The sequence below is a fragment of the Brevundimonas sp. GW460-12-10-14-LB2 genome, assembly GCF_001636925.1.
GTDB classification, from domain to species: Bacteria; Pseudomonadota; Alphaproteobacteria; order Caulobacterales; family Caulobacteraceae; genus Brevundimonas; species Brevundimonas vesicularis.
Genome location: NZ_CP015511.1, coordinates 463,202 through 483,686, shown reverse-complemented (window position 1 = coordinate 483,686; position 20,485 = coordinate 463,202). Strand labels below are relative to the sequence as shown.

Annotated in this window: 17 protein-coding genes; 13 read left to right on the top strand and 4 right to left on the bottom strand. The window is 66.5% G+C overall.

Annotated features, from left to right (window positions below):
• Nucleotides 1-104 precede the first annotated feature (104 nt).
• Nucleotides 105-2,990 (top strand): M16 family metallopeptidase, encoded by a 2,886-nt coding sequence (locus A4249_RS02280; protein ID WP_066550661.1) that lies wholly within the window; start codon nucleotides 105-107, stop codon nucleotides 2,988-2,990.
• Between the two features lie 127 nt (nucleotides 2,991-3,117).
• Here the strand turns inward: A4249_RS02280 and A4249_RS02275 are convergent, their stop codons facing one another.
• On the bottom strand, nucleotides 3,118-4,020 hold the full coding sequence (locus A4249_RS02275) for a hypothetical protein (RefSeq protein WP_153923261.1): 903 nt from the start codon (nucleotides 4,018-4,020) through the stop codon (nucleotides 3,118-3,120).
• Nucleotides 4,021-4,336: 316 nt separating this feature from the next.
• Between A4249_RS02275 and ileS the strand changes: the two genes are divergently transcribed.
• The 5 genes from ileS (at nucleotide 4,337) to A4249_RS02245 (ending at nucleotide 11,000) form a co-directional block, all read left to right on the top strand.
• Nucleotides 4,337-7,327 carry an isoleucine--tRNA ligase gene (gene ileS / locus A4249_RS02270; protein ID WP_066550659.1) on the top strand — a complete coding sequence of 997 codons (2,991 nt, stop codon included), beginning with the start codon at nucleotides 4,337-4,339 and terminating at the stop codon, nucleotides 7,325-7,327.
• 751 nt (nucleotides 7,328-8,078) lie between these two features.
• Entirely contained in the window at nucleotides 8,079-9,332 is a 1,254-nt protein-coding gene (locus tag A4249_RS02260) for a cation:proton antiporter domain-containing protein (RefSeq protein WP_066550656.1), read from the top strand.
• Between the two features lie 40 nt (nucleotides 9,333-9,372).
• Nucleotides 9,373-9,573, top strand: coding sequence for a DUF2093 domain-containing protein (locus A4249_RS02255; protein ID WP_055754203.1), 201 nt, complete (start codon nucleotides 9,373-9,375; stop codon nucleotides 9,571-9,573).
• The gene (locus A4249_RS02250; RefSeq protein ID WP_066550653.1) at nucleotides 9,570-10,427 is read left to right on the top strand and encodes a M23 family metallopeptidase; all 858 of its coding nucleotides are present in this window, start codon (nucleotides 9,570-9,572) and stop codon (nucleotides 10,425-10,427) included. Before A4249_RS02255 ends, A4249_RS02250 begins: the two co-directional genes overlap by 4 nt.
• 66 nt (nucleotides 10,428-10,493) lie before the next feature.
• Entirely contained in the window at nucleotides 10,494-11,000 is a 507-nt protein-coding gene (locus tag A4249_RS02245; protein ID WP_066550642.1) for a response regulator, read from the top strand.
• Here the strand turns inward: A4249_RS02245 and A4249_RS02240 are convergent.
• Together A4249_RS02240 and A4249_RS02235 are read right to left on the bottom strand one after the other, a co-directional pair.
• Nucleotides 10,958-11,860 carry a lysophospholipid acyltransferase family protein gene (locus A4249_RS02240; RefSeq protein WP_442854492.1) on the bottom strand — a complete coding sequence of 301 codons (903 nt, stop codon included), beginning with the start codon at nucleotides 11,858-11,860 and terminating at the stop codon, nucleotides 10,958-10,960. The two genes, A4249_RS02245 and A4249_RS02240, sit on opposite strands and share 43 nt — an antisense overlap.
• 55 nt (nucleotides 11,861-11,915) lie before the next feature.
• On the bottom strand, nucleotides 11,916-12,698 hold the full coding sequence (locus A4249_RS02235; protein WP_066550621.1) for an SDR family NAD(P)-dependent oxidoreductase: 783 nt from the start codon (nucleotides 12,696-12,698) through the stop codon (nucleotides 11,916-11,918).
• A gap of 109 nt (nucleotides 12,699-12,807) precedes the next feature.
• Here A4249_RS02235 and tipF point away from each other — a divergent pair, with 109 nt between their 5' ends.
• From tipF to A4249_RS02215, 4 genes are read left to right on the top strand one after another with little or no spacing between them, the layout of a single operon-like run.
• A complete protein-coding gene (gene tipF / locus A4249_RS02230; RefSeq protein WP_066554663.1) occupies nucleotides 12,808-14,082 on the top strand; it encodes a flagella assembly cyclic-di-GMP phosphodiesterase TipF in 1,275 nt (424 codons plus the stop codon).
• A 39-nt stretch (nucleotides 14,083-14,121) separates the two neighbouring features.
• Nucleotides 14,122-14,991 (top strand): TIGR01459 family HAD-type hydrolase, encoded by an 870-nt coding sequence (locus A4249_RS02225; RefSeq protein ID WP_066550615.1) that lies wholly within the window; start codon nucleotides 14,122-14,124, stop codon nucleotides 14,989-14,991.
• 39 nt (nucleotides 14,992-15,030) lie between these two features.
• Nucleotides 15,031-15,492 carry a MaoC family dehydratase gene (locus A4249_RS02220; protein ID WP_017506733.1) on the top strand — a complete coding sequence of 154 codons (462 nt, stop codon included), beginning with the start codon at nucleotides 15,031-15,033 and terminating at the stop codon, nucleotides 15,490-15,492.
• Nucleotides 15,492-16,424 carry a bifunctional riboflavin kinase/FAD synthetase gene (locus A4249_RS02215; RefSeq protein WP_066550612.1) on the top strand — a complete coding sequence of 311 codons (933 nt, stop codon included), beginning with the start codon at nucleotides 15,492-15,494 and terminating at the stop codon, nucleotides 16,422-16,424. Before A4249_RS02220 ends, A4249_RS02215 begins: the two co-directional genes overlap by 1 nt.
• Here A4249_RS02215 and A4249_RS02210 read toward each other — a convergent pair.
• Complete coding sequence (locus tag A4249_RS02210) at nucleotides 16,419-16,946, bottom strand: gamma carbonic anhydrase family protein (RefSeq protein ID WP_055754156.1); 528 nt, start codon at nucleotides 16,944-16,946, stop codon at nucleotides 16,419-16,421. The two genes, A4249_RS02215 and A4249_RS02210, sit on opposite strands and share 6 nt — an antisense overlap.
• Before the next feature lie 310 nt (nucleotides 16,947-17,256).
• Between A4249_RS02210 and A4249_RS02205 the strand changes: the two genes are divergently transcribed.
• The 3 genes from A4249_RS02205 to A4249_RS02195 all read left to right on the top strand — a co-directional run bounded on the left by A4249_RS02205 (nucleotide 17,257) and on the right by A4249_RS02195 (nucleotide 20,471).
• Nucleotides 17,257-18,048 (top strand): PhoH family protein, encoded by a 792-nt coding sequence (locus tag A4249_RS02205; RefSeq protein WP_156494740.1) that lies wholly within the window; start codon nucleotides 17,257-17,259, stop codon nucleotides 18,046-18,048.
• 126 nt (nucleotides 18,049-18,174) lie between these two features.
• A complete protein-coding gene (locus A4249_RS02200; protein ID WP_066550608.1) occupies nucleotides 18,175-19,497 on the top strand; it encodes a UDP-glucose dehydrogenase family protein in 1,323 nt (440 codons plus the stop codon).
• Complete coding sequence (locus A4249_RS02195) at nucleotides 19,497-20,471, top strand: SDR family NAD(P)-dependent oxidoreductase (RefSeq protein ID WP_066550606.1); 975 nt, start codon at nucleotides 19,497-19,499, stop codon at nucleotides 20,469-20,471. Before A4249_RS02200 ends, A4249_RS02195 begins: the two co-directional genes overlap by 1 nt.
• Nucleotides 20,472-20,485: the final 14 nt, after the last annotated feature.

Sequence of the window (20,485 nt, the reverse complement as noted above, 5' to 3'; positions counted from 1 at the left end):
CATGACAAGTCGGTAAGGTTCGCCAGCCCCGCTTGTGGCGAAGGCAAGCACACTTTACACATCCGGCATCGCGCCATCGGGGGTTGCGGTTTCGGAGTGATCTTATGCGTTCTGCGCGTCATCTGCTGCTTGTCGCCGTCTCGGGACTGGCCCTGACCACCGGGGCGTTCGCCGCCCCTGCTCTCGCCCAGACCGCGCCGCCCGCTGCGGCGGCCGCCGGTCAGGTCGCGCCGTCCGCCCCCTGGGCCCAGGCCGCCAGCGACATTCCCGCCGATCCGGCCGTCCGTTACGGCCTGCTGCCCAACGGCATGCGCTACGCCCTGCTGCACAATGCGACGCCTCCGGGTCAAGCCTCATTCCGTCTGCGCATCGACGCCGGCTCGCTGATGGAGCGCGACGATCAGAAGGGTCTGGCTCACTTCATGGAGCACATGGCCTTCAACGGCACCAAGGACGTGCCGGAGAACGAGATGCTGCGCATTCTGGAGCGCCTGGGTCTGGCCTTCGGCGCCGACACCAACGCCTTCACCAGCTTCGACCAGACCGCCTATATGCTGGAGTTGCCCAACACCAAGGACGAGACGGTCGATCCCAGCCTGCACATCCTGCGCGAGATGATGTCTGCGGCCCTGATGGCGCCGGACGCCATCGATTCCGAGCGCGGCGTCATCGTCGGCGAAGAACGGACCCGCGACACGCCGCAACTGCGCGTGCTGAAGACCCAGCTCGGCCTGCTGGCGCCCGGCCAGCGTCTGTCGGAACGCCTGCCGATCGGCGACCTCGACATCATCCGCACCGCACCGCGCCAGCGCTTCGTCGACTTCTACGACGCCTACTATCGCCCCTCGCGCGCGACCTTCATCGCCGTGGGCGACTTCGACGTGGATGCGATGGAGGCCAAGGTCCGGGCCGCCTTCGGCGACTGGAAGCCGACCGCCGTCGATGGTCCGGAGCCCGATCTGGGCACCGTCGCCCCGCGTCAACCGCAGACCAGCATCCTTGTCGAGCCGGGCATTCAGTCCTCCATCCAGATCAACTGGATCAAGGCCCCGGACCTCAGCCCCGACACGGCCGCCGAACGCGCCGCCGACGTCCGTCGCGGCCTGGGTCTGGCCGTGCTGAACCGTCGCCTGGGCGAGATCGCTCGCGCCGACAACCCGCCCTTCATCGGCGCCGGCGCCGGTTATCAGTCGCTGTTCGACAGCCTGGACGCCGGCACCCTGTCGGTCGCCTTCAATCCCGGCGGCTGGCAGCGTGCGCTGGAAAGCGTCGAGCAGGAAAGCCGTCGTCTGGCGGAGTACGGCGTCAGCGACGCCGAGCTTCAGCGCGAAATCGTCAACACCCGCACCGCGCTTCAGAACGCGGTGGCCTCGGCCGCGACCCGTTCGACCCCGGCCCTTGCGACCGGCCTCCTGGGCGCCGTCAACGACGACCAGGTCTTCAGCTCGCCCCAGACCAACCTCGATCTGTTCAACAAGGCTGTCGAAGGCCTGACCGTCGATCAGGTCAATCAGGCCACCAAGGCGGTGTTCGAGGGCCAGGGCCCGCTGCTGCTGTTCAGCTCCCCCGTCCCAGTCGAGGGCGGCGAGGCCGCCGTCACCGCTGCGCTGGAAGCCTCGCGCAACACCCCGGTGCAAGCCCGCGCCGCCGAGGCCGAGCTGAAGTGGCCCTATGCTGACTTCGGCGCCCCGGCGGTCCCTGCCGCCCGTTCGGAAGTCGCAGATCTGGGCGCGACCCTGGTTCGCTTCCCGAACGGCACCTTGCTGAACATCAAGAAGACCGACTTCCGCGCCGACCAGATTCTGGTCAGCGCCCGCACCGGTCTTGGCGAACTGGGCCTGCCTGCCGACGCCCTGTCGCCCCTGTCGATGGCCAGCACCGTCCTGGCCCCCGGGGGTCTGGGCAAGCTCAGCCTGGACGAAATGAACCGCGTCCTGAGCGGCCGCACCTACAGCGCCGCGGTCAATCAGGCCGGCGACGCCTATATCTTCGCCGGCGCCACCAAGCCCGCCGATCTCCAGTTGGAGCTTCAGGTTCTGGCCGCCTACCTGACCGATCCGGGTCTGCGCGGCGCATCGTTCGAACAGACCAAGGCCATGTTCCCGCAGATTTTGGCCCAGCTGGGCGCCACGCCGCGCGGCGTCTTCCAACGCGACGCCTCCGGCCTGCTGGCCAGCGGCGACGCGCGTGAGACGACCCCGAGCGCCGAACAGATCGCCGCGATCCAGATCGACGACATCCGTTCCGGCGTTCGCTCGGCCCTGGCCCAGGGTCCGGTCGAGATCACGGTCGTCGGCGACGTCGATATCGACGCGGTCATCGCCGCCGTCGGCTCGACCTTCGGCGCCCTGCCCTCGCGCGGTCAGGCGCCCACACCGCCCGCCGGCTCGACGGTGCGCAAGTTCCCGGCCCCGACCACTACGCCGGTCCAGCTATATCACACCGGACCCGCCGAACAGGCGCTGGGCTTCGTCGCCTGGCCGACCACCGATCAGGTCGAAGATCGCAAGACCGCGCGTCAGCTGTCGATCCTGTCGGACGTGCTTCAGCTGCGCCTGAACGATGAAATCCGCGAGAAGCAAGGCCTGGCCTATTCGCCCAGCGCCGGCTCGACCGCCTCGGACACCTATCCGGGCTACGGCTTCATCTCGGTGACCGCGGAAACCCCGCCGGCCGCCCTGCCCAAGCTGTTCGAGACGGTGGACGCCATCGCCGCCGACCTGCGCGACAATCCGATCAGCGAGGACGAACTGAACCGCGCCCGTCGCCCGGCCGTCGAGCGCATTCGTCGCAGCATGGCCGACAACGGCTATTGGCTGACCCAGCTGTCGCAGGCCCAGAGCGACCCGGCGACGCTGGACCAGACCCGCAACCAGATCGCCACCTTGGAAGCCGTCACCGCCGCCGACCTTCAGGCCCTGGCTCGCCAGTATCTGAAGTCCGACAGCGCCTGGCGCGCCACCGTCACAGCTCAACCGGCGGCCCAGTAACGCCCACGAAAAGGCCCCGGTTCTCGCGAACCGGGGCCAGTCGTCAGGATCGTCGACGGAGAGCCGACGGTCGCCTTATCTCATGTCCCGCCTGATCGGCGGCTGAACGGGCATGTTTAGGTCCGGTTCAGAAGACCCGGCCGCCGACGCCGCCGTCCAGGGTGATCACCCCGGTCAGCACGGTCGCGCTCTCGACCTGTTCCTCGCGGTATTCGGTGTATTCCTCTTCGCGATACATCGTCAGAATCTTGATCCCGGCGCCGTAGCGACGCAGCAGCGAACGCTCGTTGCAATCCCGCTCGGGCTTCTCGGGACGGCATTCCAGCTTGCCGCCCGTTCCGTACCACAGCGCCTCATGCTTGCGGCAGGTCAGGGTCGTGCCGTGATCGAAGCTGATGTCGCCGTTGTAGTCGGCGATGGTCGCCTGCAGCCATGTGCCCGACAGGCAGCGATACAGCTCGCCCTCGAAGCCTTCGGCGATCTCGCGATCCGGCCGCACCTGCGAGGCGGGATGCGGCACCTGGCGGTCGTCGATGCAGACGGCTTGGATGACGACCCGCTTCATCATGCTGCGGAAGGCGCTGTAGGGAGTGCGCACCGTCTGGGCGATCACGCCCTCGACGGCCAGGCCCTGGATGGTGGTCGGATAGGGCTGATCGACGCTGACATAGGCCGCGCCGCCGCCTCCGCCGAAGCTGCCCGAGAACCCGCCGGCGCGCGCATTGACGTAGGACCGCGCGCCCGAGTTGGCGTTGGCCCCGGCGCCCGCGTTCGCATTGGCGCTCGCGCCAAGGTTCACGTTCACATTGACGTTGGTGTTGATGTTGCCGTTCCAGTTTCCACCGCCGCCAGGACCGCAGTTTCCACCGCCGTTGCAGGGCGGCGGCTCAGGCGGAGGCGGAGGCTCGCACGACGTGCAGGGCGGCGGCTGACAGCCGGACGTGCATTGCGCCAGCGCGGCTCCGGCGCCCGCCGAGACGGCGAGACCGGCCGCCAGGCCCAGCATCCATTTCGTGATCCGCAGCCGCATCGGCGGGAACTCCCAAGCGAATATCGTGTCGGCCGAACAAGATTCCGGCCGATCCTCCCGTCACAAAACCGCAAAAGCCTTTCGTTTCCGTTGATGAGGCCTGCGCTTCGGGATGGCGCAATGCCGCATCCGTCTGCTAGACCGCCAGCACAATGACCGTCCGCGTCTCCATTCGCCTGATTTCGATTAGCCGCCCGGCGTAGCGCTTCTGGGCCGCATGGCCCCGTGCACGCCGGGATTGAAAGCCCTCAAGCAGCGCGAGGCGCGATAGGGCGAAGAGAACAGCGACCTAATTTTCAAGACGCCGAGACGACCCATGGCCGACGCCCCCGAAAACACCTCTGAATCCACCGCCCGCGACTATCGTGACACCGTCTTCCTGCCCGAGACGCCCTTCCCCATGCGCGGCGGCCTGCCCCAGAAGGAGCCGGTCATCCTGGAACAGTGGGGCGACCTTTACGGGACCCTGCGCGCCGAGCGGCAGCAGCAGAACGCCCCCCTCTACGTCCTTCACGACGGCCCGCCCTACGCCAACGGCGACATCCACATCGGCCACGCCCTGAACAAGACGCTGAAGGACTTCGTGGTCCGCAGCCGCTTCCTTCTGGGCTACGATGTCGATTACGTCCCCGGCTGGGACTGCCACGGCCTGCCGATCGAGTGGAAGATCGAGGAGCAGTTCCGCGCCAAGGGCCGCCGCAAGGACGAGGTGTCCAAGGACGAGTTCCGCCGCGCCTGCCGGGAATACGCCGGCAAATACATCGACCTGCAAAAGGACCAGTTCCACCGGCTGGGCATCGTCGGCGACTTCGCCAACCGTTACGCCACCATGGACTTCACCTCCGAAGCCGCCATCGTCGCCGAGTTCCACAAGTTCAAGAACTCGGGCCAGCTCTATCGCGGATCAAAGCCCGTCATGTGGTCGCCGGTCGAGCGCACGGCGCTTGCCGACGCCGAGATCGAGTACCACGACCACGTCAGCCCGACGATCTGGGTCAAGTTCCCGGTCACGGCCATGTCGGACGACCATCCCGACGACCTGCTGGCCTTCCGCTCCAGCACCCCGTCCATCGTCATCTGGACGACCACGCCCTGGACCATCCCGGCCAACCGCGCCATCAGCTATGGCCCCGAGATCGCCTATGGCCTGTATGAGGTCACGGCCATGGAGGAAGGCCTGGAGTTCGCGCCCTGGGCCAAGCCCGGCGACCGCCTGATCCTGGCCGACAAGCTGGCCGAGGAGGTGTTCAAGGCCGCCAAGATCGCCGCTTGGACCCGTGTCTACGACATCAATCCGTCGGGCCTGGAGACCGCCCACCCGCTGGCCGCGCTCGACAGCGGCTACGGCTTCTCCGTGCCCCTGCTGGCCGGCGACCACGTCACCGACGACGCCGGCACCGGCTTCGTCCACACCGCGCCCGGCCACGGCGCCGACGACTTCGAGGTCTGGAAGGCCCACGGTCATCACGAGGTGCCCGACACCGTCGATCCCGACGGCGCCTACTACCCCGGCGTCCCGCTGTTCGCGGGCCTGAAGGTGCTGGAGACCGAGGGCAAGAAGACCGGCAAGTTCGGTCCCGCCAACGGCGCGGTGATGGAAAAGCTGATCGAGGCCGGCAACCTCTTGGCGCGCGGGCGGCTGGAGCATTCCTACCCGCACAGCTGGCGCTCCAAGGCGCCGATCATCTTCCGCAATACGCCCCAGTGGTTCATCCGCATGGATCAACCCTTGAAGAGCGGCGACACCTTGCGTGAGACGGCGCTGAACGCCATCGACGCCACCGCCTTCCATCCCGTCGCCGGCAAGAACCGCATCCGCTCGATGGTCGAGGGCCGTCCCGACTGGCTGGTCAGCCGCCAGCGCGCCTGGGGCACGCCGCTCGCCATGTTCATCGACAAACAGACCGGCCAGCCCCTGCACGACCCCGAGGTGGACGCCCGGATCGTCAAGGCCGTCGCCGAACACGGCGCCGACATCTGGTTCACCGCGCCGGACAGCGACTTCCTGGGCGCGCATGACCCGGCCCGGTATGAAAAGGTCGAAGACATCCTGGACGTCTGGTTCGACTCCGGTTCGACCCACGCCTTCACGCTGGACCCGCGCCTGCCGGAAAACGGCTACACCGGCGACCGTCCCGCCCACTGGCCCGCCGACCTCTATCTGGAAGGCTCCGACCAGCACCGCGGCTGGTTCCAGTCGTCCCTGCTGGAAGGCTGCGGCACCCGTGGCCGCGCCCCGTTCAAGGCGGTCCTGACCCACGGCTTCACCCTCGACGAGAAGGGGGAGAAGATGTCCAAGTCCAAGGGCAATACGACCGACCCCCTGACCATCATCAAGGAATCCGGCGCCGACATCCTGCGTCTGTGGGTGGCCCTGGTCGACTATTCGGACGACCAGCGGATCGGCAAACAGATCCTGCAGACCACGGTTGACGCCTATCGCAAGCTTCGCAACACCGTTCGCTATCTGCTGGGCGCCCTGGCCGATTTCGACGAGGCCGAACGCCTGCCGCTGGACCAGATGCCGCCGCTGGAGCGGTTCATCCTGCACCGCCTGCATGAGCTCGACGCCCAGGTCCGTGCGGCCTACGGCGAATACCGCTTCCAGGACGTCGTCCGTCCGGTGCTGGAGTTCTGCGCCGGCGACCTGTCGGCCCTATATTTCGACATCCGCAAGGACGCCCTGTACTGCGACCGCCCCGACAGCCTGCGCCGTCGCGCCGCCCGCACGGTGATGCACGAAGTCTTCATGCGCCTCACCGCCTGGCTGGCCCCGCTGACGCCCTTCACGATGGAAGAGGCCTGGACGACCCGCTTCCCCGACGCCGGCTCCAACTGCGCCCGGGTGATCCCCGACACTCCGGCAGAATGGGAGAACGAAACGGCCTACACCAAACTCAAGAACCTGCTTCCCATCCGCGAAGTAGTGCTAGGTAGTTTGGAACTGGCACGACGTGACAAGATGATAGGATCCAGCCTCGATGCTGATGTTCTCATCGTCTTGGATGACCCGGCTTTGATCCAACTGGTTCAAGACGTTGCAGGGTCTGAGAATCCTGACCAGTTCATGGCAGACTTCTGCATCGCCAGTGTCGCAAGGCTGACTCGCGATGACCCTCAAGGTCCCGAAGTGCCATTCAGACTGCCTGAATATGCAGGCATAGGCGCCCTAGTGCGACGCTCCGACAACCCGAAATGCGCCCGTTCCTGGCGCCGGGTCCCCGACGTCGGCTCCGACCCCGCCTATCCTGACCTCTCGGCCCGCGACGCCGATGCGGTTCGGTATTGGGAACAGACGCACGCCTGACCACAACACCGTCTCCTCCCCGCCTGGCGGGGAGGGGGACCGCGAAGCGGTGGAGGGGTTCTAGACGCCGCTTAAGCGCCGGGATGCGCTGAAGAGCCCCTCCGTCTCTCCGCTACGCTTCGAGCCACCTCCCCATGACATGGGGAGGAGACGATGCTCAGCCATCGCAATGCCGCTGGTCCATCCGCAGCGATTTCAACCGCTTGCTGATTTATGTTCCCCGTCTCCCATCCACGGGGTCAAACGGCCCCATAATACACCCGTCTCGTCGCATGGAGGGCTCGCCTGGCCTGCGACCTTGCGGCGGCGAGAGCGGAGGGAACGAGGGCGATGGTGAGACCCCATCGCGGCGCCGGGGCTGATCGGTCGGGGAATCGCCCCGGCGTCCGCAGTCGCGTCGCAGGGTCGAGGGGGATACTCGGCCGCACCGGGGATTGGGGATCGCTGCTCCGACCCGCCCGTCGCAGGCTTATGGGGTTAGGCGATAAGACCGCCACCGCTCGGCGCCCCGAGCTTGCAGGCCAACCCCCCGCGCGGAGCGTCACACCCTTCGTCGAAACGGTAATCTCTAATCACACTCCGGGCGAAGGCCCGACGCTCCGCCCAGCCCTCCAGACTTCGCAGGCCGAACGCCGCGAAGACAAAGCCGTTTTCCGTCCCGCGCGACACTGCGTCATCTTGTCAAACCGCCCCTCGCGCCCCAACTGCAAAGCCTACCCAAATCACACCTTCGCTCGCGACAGGAGCCCTGATGCCGCATGCCGACAGCCTGATCCTCACCCTGGTCGGGGGCTTCGTCCTCGCCTTCGTGTTCGGCATGCTGGCGCATCGGCTGAAACTGTCGCCCCTGGTGGGCTATCTGGTCGCGGGCGTGATCGTCGGCCCCTATACGGGCGGCTTCGTCGCCGACACCGAACTGGCCCCGCAGCTGGCCGAGATCGGCGTCATCCTGCTGATGTTCGGCGTTGGCCTGCACTTCTCCCCCAAGGATCTGATGCAGGTCCGCAAGGTCGCCATTCCCGGCGCCTTGGTTCAGATCGGCGTCGCCACCGTGCTGGGCTGGGGGCTCGGCCGGTTCGTGCTGGGCCTGGGCGATGTCGAGGCCTTGCTGATGGGCTTTGCATTGTCCGTCGCCTCGACCGTCGTCCTGCTGCGCGCTCTGGAGGAGCGCAAACAGGTCAAGGGCGAGATCGGCCGCATCGCCGTCGGCTGGCTGATCGTCGAGGATCTGGTCATCGTCATCGCCCTGGTCATGCTGCCCATGGTGCTGGTTCCGGCCGGAACCCAGACGGACCTCGCCGCCTTGGGAACCGACGTCGGCCTGACCCTGCTCAAGGTCGTGCTGTTCGTCGTCGGCATGCTGGTCGTCGGCGGCAAGGTCATTCCCTGGCTGCTGATCCGCATCGCCCACACCAAGTCGCGCGAGCTCTTCACCCTGGGCGTCCTCGCCATCGCCCTGGGCATCGCCTGGCTGGCCTATTTCCTGTTCCACTCGTTCGCGCTGGGCGCCTTCCTGGCCGGTCTGGTGATGAATGCCTCGCCGCTGGGTCACAATGCGGCCGAGCGCTCCTTGCCGCTGCGCGATGCCTTCGCCGTGCTGTTCTTCGTCTCGGTCGGCATGCTGTTCGACCCGATGATCGTGGTGCGCCAGCCGTGGGCGGTCCTGGGCGTGCTGGGCATCGTCATCGTCGGCAAGTCGGTCGCGGCCCTGGTCATCACCCAGACCTTCAAACTGGATCGGCCGACCGGCTTCACCGTCGCGGCGTCCCTGGCCCAGATCGGCGAGTTCTCCTTCATCCTGGCCGCGCTCGGCGTGTCCCTGGGCGCCATGAGCCGCGAGACCCACGACCTGATCCTGGCCGCCGCCCTGCTGTCGATTTCGCTGAACCCCTTCGTCTTCCTGTTCACCGACCGGATGGGCGGCAAGCCGAAGCCGCCCGCCGCCGGCGCGATCCGACCTGCAGCCGCGGATGGCCCGATCACGGATGCGGTCGCGGCGCCCTGAGCCCCTTTCCGCGCCGCCCGCCGCCCGCTATCGTTCGCTCATGGACAAAATCGCCGCAGATCAGGCCGTTCTTCACTATGGCGACGGCGAGTTCGCCGTCTTGAAGCCCGGCCGCTTCGTGCGCTGCGCCGTGACGGACAAACCGATCCCGCTGGAAGTCCTCCGCTACTGGAGCCCCAGCCGTCAGCAGCCCTATTTCGGCCCGGCCGAATTCATCGCGGCCCAGCAAGGCGATCGATGATCCCGTCGCGCCGCGCCCTGCTGACCGGCGCGGGCGCCAGCCTGATCGCCGCGCCGCTAATGGCTGAAGACCGCAACGCCCTGCCGCTGGCCTTGAACGGCGCCTGGCGTCAGGGCGGCTACGCCTTCGGCCGCACCGCGCCGCGCGCTCTGATCTTCGTCGACGGCGAGGCCCTGACCACCGCCTCGACCACCGGCCTCTTCGTGATCGGCTTCGACCGCGACGCCGATCCGACCACCCAGGTCGAGGCCCGATCCGGCGACCGGTCCGCCCGACGCACGCTCGACATCGCCCCCTACGCCTTCCCGTCAACCAGCGTGAACGGCCTGGCGCCCTCGACCGTCGAGCCCAGCGATCCCGCTCTGCTGGCCCGCATCCAGCAGGAGATCGCGCTGAAGACGGAGGGCTTCGCCAGCCTCATCGACGCCGACGACTTCAAGGACGGGTTCGTCTGGCCGCTGGAGAGCTACCGGGTCTCCAGCGCATGGGGCGCCCAGCGCGTCCTAAACGGCACGCCCGCCCGGCCGCACTATGGCATCGATCTGGCCGCCCCTCAGGGCAGCGTGATCCGCGCCCCCGCCGACGGCCGCATCGCCTTCGTCCGCCCCGACATGCATTTCGAGGGCGGCCTGACCCTGATCGACCACGGCCAAGGCCTGATCAGCTGCTATCTGCATCAGTCGCGGCTGGATGTGGCGCTGGGTCAGCGCGTCCGGCGCGGCGATCCGCTGGGCCGCGTCGGCATGACCGGCCGCGCCACCGGCCCGCACCTGTGCTGGCGCATGAAATGGCGCGATCGCAACCTGGATCCTTCCCTCATGATCGGTGCGCGTGTTCCAGAAAGTCAAGCCTGATCAAAGGCTCCTCTTGCGAGACTACGCATATCCCCTTAGCCTCGATCAAAGATCTGGCGGGGCCCGATGTTCTCTCTGAAATCGCTGAACGTCCTGCTTGTGGACGACAATCAGAATATGCGCGCCATCGCGTCGGCCGTGCTGCATTCGGCCGACATCCGTAACGTCTATGAGGCGTCCGAAGGCGCCACGGCTTTCGATCTGCTGCGTCGCCACGCGATCGATCTGGCCATCGTCGATTTCAACATGTTCCCGCTGGACGGGGTCGAGTTCACACGGCTGGTCCGCACCAGCCCCGACAGCCCCAATCCGTTTCTGCCGATCATCATGATGACCGGCCATTCCGAACGCAGCCGCGTCTACGAGGCCCGCGACGCCGGGGTGACCGAATTCATCGTCAAGCCGATCACCGCCAAGGCCGTGCTGGATCGGCTGAACGCCGTCATCATGAAGCCCCGCCCCTTCATCAAGGCCGATGGCTATATCGGCCCCTGCCGTCGGCGCCGCGAGACGCCCGACTACGCCGGGCCCTACCGTCGAGGATCGGACACCTCGCGGTCCAACGCCGCATAGACCTTGTCCGGCCAACGCTTGTGGACCCAGAACCAGTCCACGGGATGCTCTTTCACCCGGTCCTCGACGAAGCGATTGGCGGCCTGGATGCCGGCCAGCGTATCCGCCGCCTTGTCCTCGCTTTGATTGACCACGATCGGCTCGTGCGCCGTCACCCGGAACCGCACGCCCGGCAGGCGCACCACCGACAGCGGCAGCATGACCGTGTCGAACTTCAACGCCAGCCTGGCCGCTCCAGGCGAGGCGTTCACCGGCTGGCCGAAGAACTCCACCTCCGGCCCCTGATTGTATTTCTGATCGACCAGCAGGGCGATGGAATCGCCGCGTTTCATCCCCGCCATCAGCTCGCGCGTCCCGTCGCCCTTGGGCGCGAACAGGCGGATGCCGTACCGTTCGCGGCTATGGCGGATCAGGGCATCGACATACGGATTGTTGGCGGCGCGATAGGTCACCTGGCACGGCACGCCCGAGGCCATGATCACCGCCGCCATGACCTCGAAGTTGGCCAGATGTCCCGAGATCAGCACCGCCGGCCGGCCGCTGTCGCGCAGGGCGTGCAGCCGCTCCATCCCGACCACCTCGACCCGACCGCCTTCGGGCGTCAGATGATCCATGACTGCCAGTTCGGCGAAGGTCCGCCCCGTCTGATCCCACTGCGCCAGCGCCAGCGCCTCGCGCTCAGCGGCCGGCATGTCGGGAAAGGCGATGCGGAGGTTTCGCATCACCGTCTTTTGCGTGCCGGTCAGCGGCCCCAGGGTGCGCAGCAGCCAGCCGCCCAACCCGGACGCCCGCTCGACGCCCAACAGGCGTAGAAAGCCGAACAGCGCCTGAAAGCCGAAGGCCTCCAGGCGCCAGATCAAATCCTGCTTCCACTCTTTTGCGCTACCGCCCTTCGGGCTGCTTGAGCGCGCATCTTCACCAGGCAATCGTCAATCCACCGTCCACCACAAGGGTCTGGCCGGTCACATAGGCCGACGCAGGGCTGCACAGATAAACCGCCGTGCCCGCGATTTCATCGGGCTGGCCAATCCTTTTCAGCGGCGCCGGTTCGGTGACCTGTTTCAGCAGCTCCGGATTCTCCCAAAGATATTTGGCGAAATCGGTCTGAACCAGCCCAGGCGCGATGCAGTTGACCCGCACGTTCGACGGCCCCCACTCCACCGCCAGATTGCGCACCAGCTGCATGTCGGCGGCCTTGGAGATATTGTAGGCGCCGATCAACGCATTGCCGCGCAGCCCCCCGATGGACGAGATCACCAGGATCGACCCGTCTTTCCGCTCCACCATCTGCGGCGCGACCATCTGGATCAGCCAGTGGTTCGAGATGACGTTATTCTGCAGGATCTTTTCGAACTGGTCGTCGGCGATGCCCGCCATCGGCCCGGCGTAGGGATTGGTCGCGGCGTTGCAGACCAGGATGTCGATCTGGCCGAAGGCGGCGTTGGTCTCATCGACCAGACGCTGCAGGTCCTCCTTGGAGGCGATGTTGGCCGGCACCGCGATGGCGCGTGGTTTATCGGCCTTGGCGCCGTACTTGCCGTTGATCTCGGCGGCGACTTCGTCGCACGGCCCGGCCTTGCGCGACGAGATGACGACCTTGGCCCCGTGTTCGGCCAGCCGTTCGGCGATGGCCTTGCCGATTCCCCGCGATGAGCCGGTGATGATTGCGACCTTGCCGGTCAGATCGAACAGTTCCATTGCGTTTCCCGTAGGTTTGGCGGGGATATTTGCAGCCCCGCTCTAGCCGAATGACATTGATAGCCTGATACTCAGGCGATTCCATCCGGGAGTGGCCGACCGCCAGCCGATGCGCAACGTAACAACGGGCTTTCTCTACTTCGCCTATCTGTTCCTCGGCATGACCGTGGGCGCCTTCCTGTGGCGCGCGGGCCTTGGGATCGGCGCAGGCGTGGCCGGAACGCTCGGCGCACTGGGGCTGTTGGGCGCCTTCCACGGCATCGTCACCGGCATCGCCGAACGCCGCGTCCTGAAAAAGGAAATCGGCCAGGTCCGCGAGGCCCACCGCCTGCTCGCTGATGCGATGGAATCGACACAGGGCGCCCTGACCGAACTGGCGCACGCCATCGAGACCGGCGTCCTGTCCGACACCGACGCCCTGACCGGCGAGGTCCGGATGCTGGAATCGCTGGTCCAGCAGATGAGCGAAAGCATCGACGAACGCCTGGCTACCGCGCCCCATATCGGCGTCGAGACCTTCGAGGGCCGTCGCATGGCGCAGTCGAACGTCCTGCTTCGCACCATCCACGAAGCGCTCAGCGAAGGCCGCGTCGATCTGTATCTTCAGCCGGTCGTCTCCCTGCCCCAACGCCGGACGATCTTCTACGAGAGCTTCACCCGGCTGCGCGACGCCACCGACCGCGTCATGATGCCGGCGGAATATCTGTCCCTGGCGGAGGGCGAGGGTCTGGTGCCGGCTATCGACAACCTGCTGCTGTTCCGCTGCGCCCAGATCGTGCGGCGGCTGGCGCGTCAGGATCGCAAGGTCGGCGTTTTCTGCAACGTGGCCCTGACCTCGCTGGGCGACGAGACCTTCTTCCCGCAGTTCCTGGATTTCCTCAGCGAGAATCGGGACCTGAACCAGGCCCTGATCTTCGAACTGGGCCAGGCGACGTTCGACGCGCGCGGCGCCATCGAGGCGCGCAACATGGCCAAACTGGCCGACCTGGGTTTCCGCTTCTCGCTGGATAAGGTGCAGACGCTGGATCTCGACTTCGCCGATCTGCAACGCTCGGACGTCAAGTTCATTAAGGTCGCGGCCGATCTGATGATCGAACAACTGCTGGACCTGGACGGCGGCGCGCCCTTGCGCTCCATGCCCGACATCCAGGCCGCCGACTTCGCCGCCCTGACCCGCCGCTACGGCGTCGAGGTCATCGCCGAAAAGGTCGAGAACGAACGCCAGGTCGTCGACATTCTCGAACTGGACGTCGGCATGGGCCAGGGCCACCTGTTCGGCGAACCCCGCGCCATCAAGGAACAGGTTTTGGCCGAGACCGACCCTCCGGCCGAGTTCCTGCGCTCGACCCTGCGCAGCGCCGAGCAGCGTCGCCGGTTCAGCTAGACCTTCCGTCTCGGCGGCCAAGCCGCTAATCACGGCGCCATGACCCTCCCCCACGCCCTGCCCCACCTCGGCGCCGTCGCCGGCGATTATGACATCCTGCTCTGCGACGTCTGGGGCGTGATCCATAATGGCCGCGAAAGCTGGGCTGGCCCGTGCGAGGCGCTGACGCGGTTCAACCGCGAGGGCGGCCATGTCGTGCTGATCTCCAACTCGCCCCGCCCGGCGTCGGACGTGATCGCTCAGCTGGACGGGCTGGGGGTGCCGCGCGAGGCGTGGAAGGCCTTCGTCACCTCCGGCGACGCGACCCGCGCCGAACTGGCCAGGCGCGCGCCGGGTCCGGCCTGGATCGTCGGCCCCGAACGTGACGCGCCGCTGTACGCGGGTCTTGGCCTCGAGCGCGCGGCGTCGCCTGAGGACGCCGTCTTCATCGCCGTCACCGGCCCGGTCGACGACACAGTCGAAACGCCCGAAGACTACCGTGAGCGATTCGCCGTCGGCGCCGCACGCGACATCGAACTGATCTGCGCCAATCCCGACCGCGTCGTGCAGCGCGGCGACCAGCTGATCTACTGCGGCGGAGCACTGGCCGACCTTTATGAATCGCAGGGCGGCCGGGTCGTGATGGCGGGCAAGCCCTTCGCCCCGATTTACGATCTGGCGATCAAGGAGGCGGAAGGCCTGCTGGGCCGCCCCGTCGATCGCTCGCGCATCCTGTGCATCGGCGACGGCGTCGTCACCGACGTGATGGGCGCAAACGCGCAAGGGCTGGACTGCCTGTTCATCGCCCAGGGCATCCACGGTGACCAGGCCAAGGGCGAAGACGGCGCGCTCGACCCGGCCCGCGCCGCCGCTCTGCTGAAGGCGGAAACGACCTATGCGCGATACGCCGCGCTCGAACTGAACTGGTAAGGCTCGCCATTTTGTCGCACCGCCGCTAAAGCCTCATCCATGGTCGAATTGGTTCAGCAGCATCCGTCCGGTGGTTACATCCTGGACGAACTTCACGTCGGCATGGCGGCCGAGAAAATCGTCGTCGCGACGGAGGACCGCATTCGGCTGTTCGCCGAGGCGTCCGACGATTTCAACCCGGTGCATCTGGACGAGGCCTTTGCCTCCAAGACCGCCTATCGCGGCCGGATCGCCCACGGCCTGCTAAGCGCCTCGTTCGGATCGGCCGTGGTCGGCACCATCCTGCCGGGCGCCGGCTCGATCTATATCTCCCAGACCCTGGCCTTCCATCAGCCGGTGCGGATCGACGACGTCGTGCGCATCCTGATCACCGTGATCGAGGTCGAGCCCGAGAGCGCGCGGGTCAAGCTCAGTTGCGAAGGCTTCGTCGGCGAGACCATGATCATGGACGGCGTCGCCGTCGTCCGCGTCCCCCGCCGGCGCAAACCGTCCCAGCGTTGATGCAGATTGTCCGCGACTGGCGCGACCTGTCGGACGCGCTGAAGGGCGCGGCGGTCGCCGTCGGCGCCTTCGACGGCGTGCATCGCGGGCACCAGGCCGTCATCGCCGGCGCACGTCACGCATCGGAACGGCTGGGCGCGCCGCTGGGCGTCGTCAGTTTCGATCCTCATCCACGCCGCTGGTTCCAGAAGGACGCCGCGCCCTTTCGACTGATGACGGCCGACCAGATGGCCGAAGCCCTGGCGCCGCTCGGTGTGGACATCCTTTATCTGCTGCCCTTCGACGCCGAGATGGCCGGCATGAGCGACTCCGCCTTCGCCGAGCGGGTGCTGGCCGGGGGTCTGGGCATCCGTCACGCCGCCGTCGGGTTCGACTTCACCTTCGGCAAGGGCCGCTCCGGCTCGCCCGAGGCCTTGCGCGCCTACGGCGAGCGGCTGGGCTTCACTGTCTCGGTCGCCGAACGGCTGGATGACGCAGACGGCCTGAAACTGTCATCCAGCGCCGTGCGCGAGGCCCTGAAGGCCGGCGACATGGCCCGCGCCGCCGCCATCCTGGGCCGCCCCTTCGCTATTCGCGGCGAGGTCATCCACGGCGACAAGCGCGGCCGCACCATCGGCGTGCCGACCGCCAATATCGCGCTCGGCGACTATATGCGCCCCGCCTATGGCGTCTATGCAACCCGCAGCCGATTGCCGGACGGACGGGTGATCGACGGCGTCGCCAGCCTGGGCGTGCGTCCCATGTATGCGCTGGAGACCCCGCTGATGGAGGTCTGGCTGTTCGACTTCGACGGCGACCTCTACGGCCAGACGCTGGACACGGAACTGGTCGCCTGGCTGCGCGGCGAGGAGACCTTCGACGGTCTCGACGCCCTGAAGACCCAGATCGACGCCGATGCGGCGGCGGCGCGAACTGTCCTCAGCCGGTCATAGAGGCCGAAGCTCCGCCGCGAACCGCTTCCAGTTCTGCACATAGTGTTCGGCTGACATTTGCAGCACGGCGATTTGCGCCGGGTCACGCTCCCTCACCACCTTGCCGGGCTGGCCCACGACCAGACTGTTGTCCGGGATGATCTTGCCCTCTGTGATCAGCGCGTTGGCCCCGATGATGCAGTTCCGGCCGATCTTGACCCCATTCAGCACCACCGCCCCGATGCCGATCAGGCTGTAGTCGCCCACCTCGCAGCCATGCAGCATCGCCTTGTGCCCCACCGTCACGCCGCGCCCCAGCGTTAGCGGCGACCCCATGTCGGTGTGCAGCACGCTGCCGTCCTGAATGTTGCTGTCAGGCCCCACGGTGATCGGATCGTTGTCCCCCCGCAGCACGGCGCCGAACCAGACACTGGCGTTGGAATGGAGAATCACGTTCCCTATTACCGATGCGCTTGGCGCCACCCAGTATTCGCCCTGCGGCGGAAGCTGCGGTTTGCTGTCGCCCAAGGCGTAAATGGTCATCTGTACACCGCCTAATCTTTGAAAAATGAGGGCTTTAACGGATCGCTAACCACGATAGCATCATTCTGTTGATGCGATTCGTGGGTCGCCATTTCGGCCCCGGATCCGAAACCGGATCAAGCCCGATCCGGTCATCAAGTCGGGGCTTTCGCGTGGCGCGTTGGGATCCTGGTTCGGTTGTTTGGCGGCGGGCGCACCCCGTTGCAGACGGCCCTGCTGTCGATCCGGGCCGCTGCTCTGCAGGCCGCGACCTCTTCCTCCCCAAGACCATCCAAGGCGGCGCCCGTTCGGGTCCGCCTTTTTTCATGCCCTGGAGGCGTCCATGACCAAGCGTGCTGCAACCAAGCGTCAAACGCGTGAACACGGAATCCTGGATTCGCGTGATTTCATGGAGGAGTCGAAAGTTCGTCGGCTTCACGCGCCCCAAAATGAACGATCGGGTTGGTCGCCCTATCCTTCGAACGATGACCGCGACCAGGGCTACCTGAAGACGCTGAAGCCCAAGTCCGAGGGCCAGGGCGAGCTGATGGAGGCCATCGACCACCACAACCTGGTCATGGCGCTGGGTCCCGCGGGCACCGGCAAGACCTACCTCGCCGTCGCCAAGGCGGTCGAGGCGCTGGAGGCGGGCAAGGTCGGCCGCATCGTCCTGAGCCGTCCCGCCGTCGAGGCCGGCGAATCCATCGGCTTCCTGCCCGGCGACATGGAAGACAAGCTGGCTCCCTATCTGCGCCCGCTCTACGACGCCCTGTCCGATCGTCTGTCGATGAAGCAGATCAAGGCGCTGATGGCCGAAGGTCTGATCGAGATCGCCCCGGTCGGCTATATGCGCGGCCGCACGCTGAACAACGCCTTCATCGTCGTGGACGAGGCGCAGAACTGCACCTACGTCCAGCTCAAGATGTTGCTGACCCGCCTAGGCTGGCATTCGACCATGGTGGTGACCGGCGATCCGCAGCAGTCGGACCTGCTGCCCGGCATCTCGGGCCTGTCGGACATCTCGGCGCGACTGGAGGCCGTACCCGACATCGCCGTGGTGCGTCTGGCCGAGCGCGACATCGTCCGCCACCCGCTGGTCGCGTCGATGATCGGCGTCCTCTAAAGCCCGATCCTGCAGCCGCCGCTGGACGGCGTCGGCTGCAGGCGCGTTGCACCGCGAAACCAAAAGCCATTGTCCCCGGGCGCACCGCACCGCTAAAGGTCGGCTCGCGGCTGATGAGGGATTTCGATGCGCGTAGCGATGATTGGGACGGGCTATGTGGGCCTGGTGTCCGGCGCCTGTTTCGCCGACTTCGGCCATGTCGTCACCTGCATCGACAAGGATCCCTCCAAGATCGAGCGGCTGGAGCGGGGCGAAATCCCGATCTATGAGCCGGGGCTGGATGATCTGGTCGCCGCCAATGTGCGCGAAGGTCGACTGTTCTTCACCCTGGACGGCGCCGAGGCCATTCGCCGGGCCGACGCCGTCTTCATCGCCGTGGGCACGCCGACGCGTCGCGGCGACGGCCATGCCGACCTGTCCTACGTCCACGCTGCCGCCGAGGAGATCGCCGGCCTGATCGAAGGCTTCACCGTCGTCGTCACCAAGTCGACCGTCCCGGTCGGCACGGGCGATGAGGTCGAAGCCATCATCCGCAAGACCAATCCGAAGGCCGACTTCGCCGTCGTCTCCAACCCCGAATTCCTGCGTGAAGGCGCCGCGATCGGCGACTTCAAACGTCCCGACCGAGTCGTCATCGGCATCGACGACATGACCGGCGACGCCGGCGGTCGCGCGCAGAAGGTCATGAGCGAACTTTATCGTCCGCTGAACCTGAATGAGAGCCCGCTGCTGTTCGTGGGCCGTCGCACGTCCGAGCTGATCAAATACGCCGCCAACGCCTTCCTGGCGATGAAAATCACCTTCATCAACGAGATGGCCGACCTGTGCGAAGCCGTCGGCGCCGACGTCCAGCAGGTCGCGCGCGGCATCGGTCTGGACAAGCGCATCGGTTCGAAATTCCTGCACGCCGGCCCCGGCTATGGCGGCTCGTGCTTCCCCAAGGACACTATCGCCCTGGTCCGCACCGCCCAGCAGTATGGCGCGCCGACAAAGCTGATCGAGGCCACGGTCGAAGTCAACGACGCCCGCAAGAAGGCCATGGCCGACCGCGTCGCCGCGACCCTGGGCACAAGCGTTCAGGGCAAGACGGTCGCCCTTCTGGGTCTGACGTTCAAGCCGAACACCGACGACATGCGTGACGCCCCGTCGCTGGACATTGCGCCTGCTCTGATCGCCGCCGGCGCAACCATCCAGGCCTTCGATCCCGAAGGCATGCATGAGGCCGCCAAGCTGTTGCCGGACATCCAGATGAAGGACAGCGCCTATGACGCCGTCGTCGGCGCCGACGCCGTGGTCCTCGTCACCGAATGGGACCAGTTCCGCGCCCTGGATCTGGACCGCATCAAGCTGCTGATGAAACAGCCGGTCTTGGTCGATCTGCGCAACATCTATCGACCCGAGGACATGAAGCATCGCGGCTTCCGCTACATGGGCATCGGGCGCGGCTGATGGGGTCGCCGATCCTCGTCACGGGTGCTGCCGGCTTCATCGGCATGCACGTCGCCGAGCGGCTGCTGGACCGGGGCGAGCAGGTGATCGGCGTCGATGTCTTCAATGACTACTACGATCCGCGCCTGAAGGCCGCCCGCGCCGCCCGGCTTGAGGGTCGCGACAACTTCAGGATGGTCCGCGCCGACATCGCCGACCACGCGCAGATGCTTGCGCTGGTCGCGGATGCCGGGGTCAAGCGGATTGTCCACCTCGCGGCCCAGGCCGGGGTGCGCTATTCGCTTGAGAACCCCTTCGCCTACGAGCGGTCCAACCTGGCCGGCCATCTGTCGATGCTGGAGGCCGCGCGGCACAGTGACGTGACCCACCTGGTCTATGCCTCGTCCAGTTCGGTCTATGGCGACCGGCCTCTGGAGGGTTCGGGCTTCCGAGAGGATGATCCGACCGTCCACCCGGTGTCGCTCTACGCCGCGACCAAACGCTCGTGCGAACTGATGAGCCAGAGCTACGCCAAGCTCTACGGCTTTCCGCAATCGGGCCTGCGGTTCTTCACCGTCTATGGCCCCTGGGGCCGGCCCGACATGGCCTATTTCAGCTTCACCCAGAAGATCGTGCGCGGCGAGCCGATCGAGGTCTTTGGCGAAGGCAAGATGGCGCGCGACTTCACCTATATCGACGACATCGTCGACGGCGTGATCGCCGTGCTGGACCGCCCCCCGGCGCGGGGCGTGCATGAAATCTACAACATCGGCGACAGCCAGCCCGTCGGCCTGATGGAGATGATCTCCACCCTGGAAACCGCGCTGGGCGTCGAGGCAAAAAAAATCATGCGGCCCATGCAGCCCGGAGACGTCACCGCCACCTATGCGGACATTTCCAAGCTGAACGCCCTGTGCGGTTATCAGCCCAAGGCCCCGCTGAAGATCGGACTGGAAAAGTTCGTCGCCTGGTGGCGTCAATACGAGAACGGTTGACGCAAGAAGGCTGG

What these genes read in the sequence shown, in the direction of transcription:
- A4249_RS02280 (WP_066550661.1), top strand. Translation starts at nt 105, where the DNA reads ATGCGTTCTGCGCGTCATCTGCTGCTTGTCGCCGTCTCGGGACTGGCC.
- A4249_RS02275 (WP_153923261.1), bottom strand. Translation starts at nt 4,020, where the DNA reads ATGCGGCTGCGGATCACGAAATGGATGCTGGGCCTGGCGGCCGGTCTC.
- ileS (WP_066550659.1), top strand. Translation starts at nt 4,337, where the DNA reads ATGGCCGACGCCCCCGAAAACACCTCTGAATCCACCGCCCGCGACTAT.
- A4249_RS02260 (WP_066550656.1), top strand. Translation starts at nt 8,079, where the DNA reads ATGCCGCATGCCGACAGCCTGATCCTCACCCTGGTCGGGGGCTTCGTC.
- A4249_RS02255 (WP_055754203.1), top strand. Translation starts at nt 9,373, where the DNA reads ATGGACAAAATCGCCGCAGATCAGGCCGTTCTTCACTATGGCGACGGC.
- A4249_RS02250 (WP_066550653.1), top strand. Translation starts at nt 9,570, where the DNA reads ATGATCCCGTCGCGCCGCGCCCTGCTGACCGGCGCGGGCGCCAGCCTG.
- A4249_RS02245 (WP_066550642.1), top strand. Translation starts at nt 10,494, where the DNA reads ATGTTCTCTCTGAAATCGCTGAACGTCCTGCTTGTGGACGACAATCAG.
- A4249_RS02235 (WP_066550621.1), bottom strand. Translation starts at nt 12,698, where the DNA reads ATGGAACTGTTCGATCTGACCGGCAAGGTCGCAATCATCACCGGCTCA.
- tipF (WP_066554663.1), top strand. Translation starts at nt 12,808, where the DNA reads ATGCGCAACGTAACAACGGGCTTTCTCTACTTCGCCTATCTGTTCCTC.
- A4249_RS02225 (WP_066550615.1), top strand. Translation starts at nt 14,122, where the DNA reads ATGACCCTCCCCCACGCCCTGCCCCACCTCGGCGCCGTCGCCGGCGAT.
- A4249_RS02220 (WP_017506733.1), top strand. Translation starts at nt 15,031, where the DNA reads ATGGTCGAATTGGTTCAGCAGCATCCGTCCGGTGGTTACATCCTGGAC.
- A4249_RS02215 (WP_066550612.1), top strand. Translation starts at nt 15,492, where the DNA reads ATGCAGATTGTCCGCGACTGGCGCGACCTGTCGGACGCGCTGAAGGGC.
- A4249_RS02210 (WP_055754156.1), bottom strand. Translation starts at nt 16,946, where the DNA reads ATGACCATTTACGCCTTGGGCGACAGCAAACCGCAGCTTCCGCCGCAG.
- A4249_RS02200 (WP_066550608.1), top strand. Translation starts at nt 18,175, where the DNA reads ATGCGCGTAGCGATGATTGGGACGGGCTATGTGGGCCTGGTGTCCGGC.
- A4249_RS02195 (WP_066550606.1), top strand. Translation starts at nt 19,497, where the DNA reads ATGGGGTCGCCGATCCTCGTCACGGGTGCTGCCGGCTTCATCGGCATG.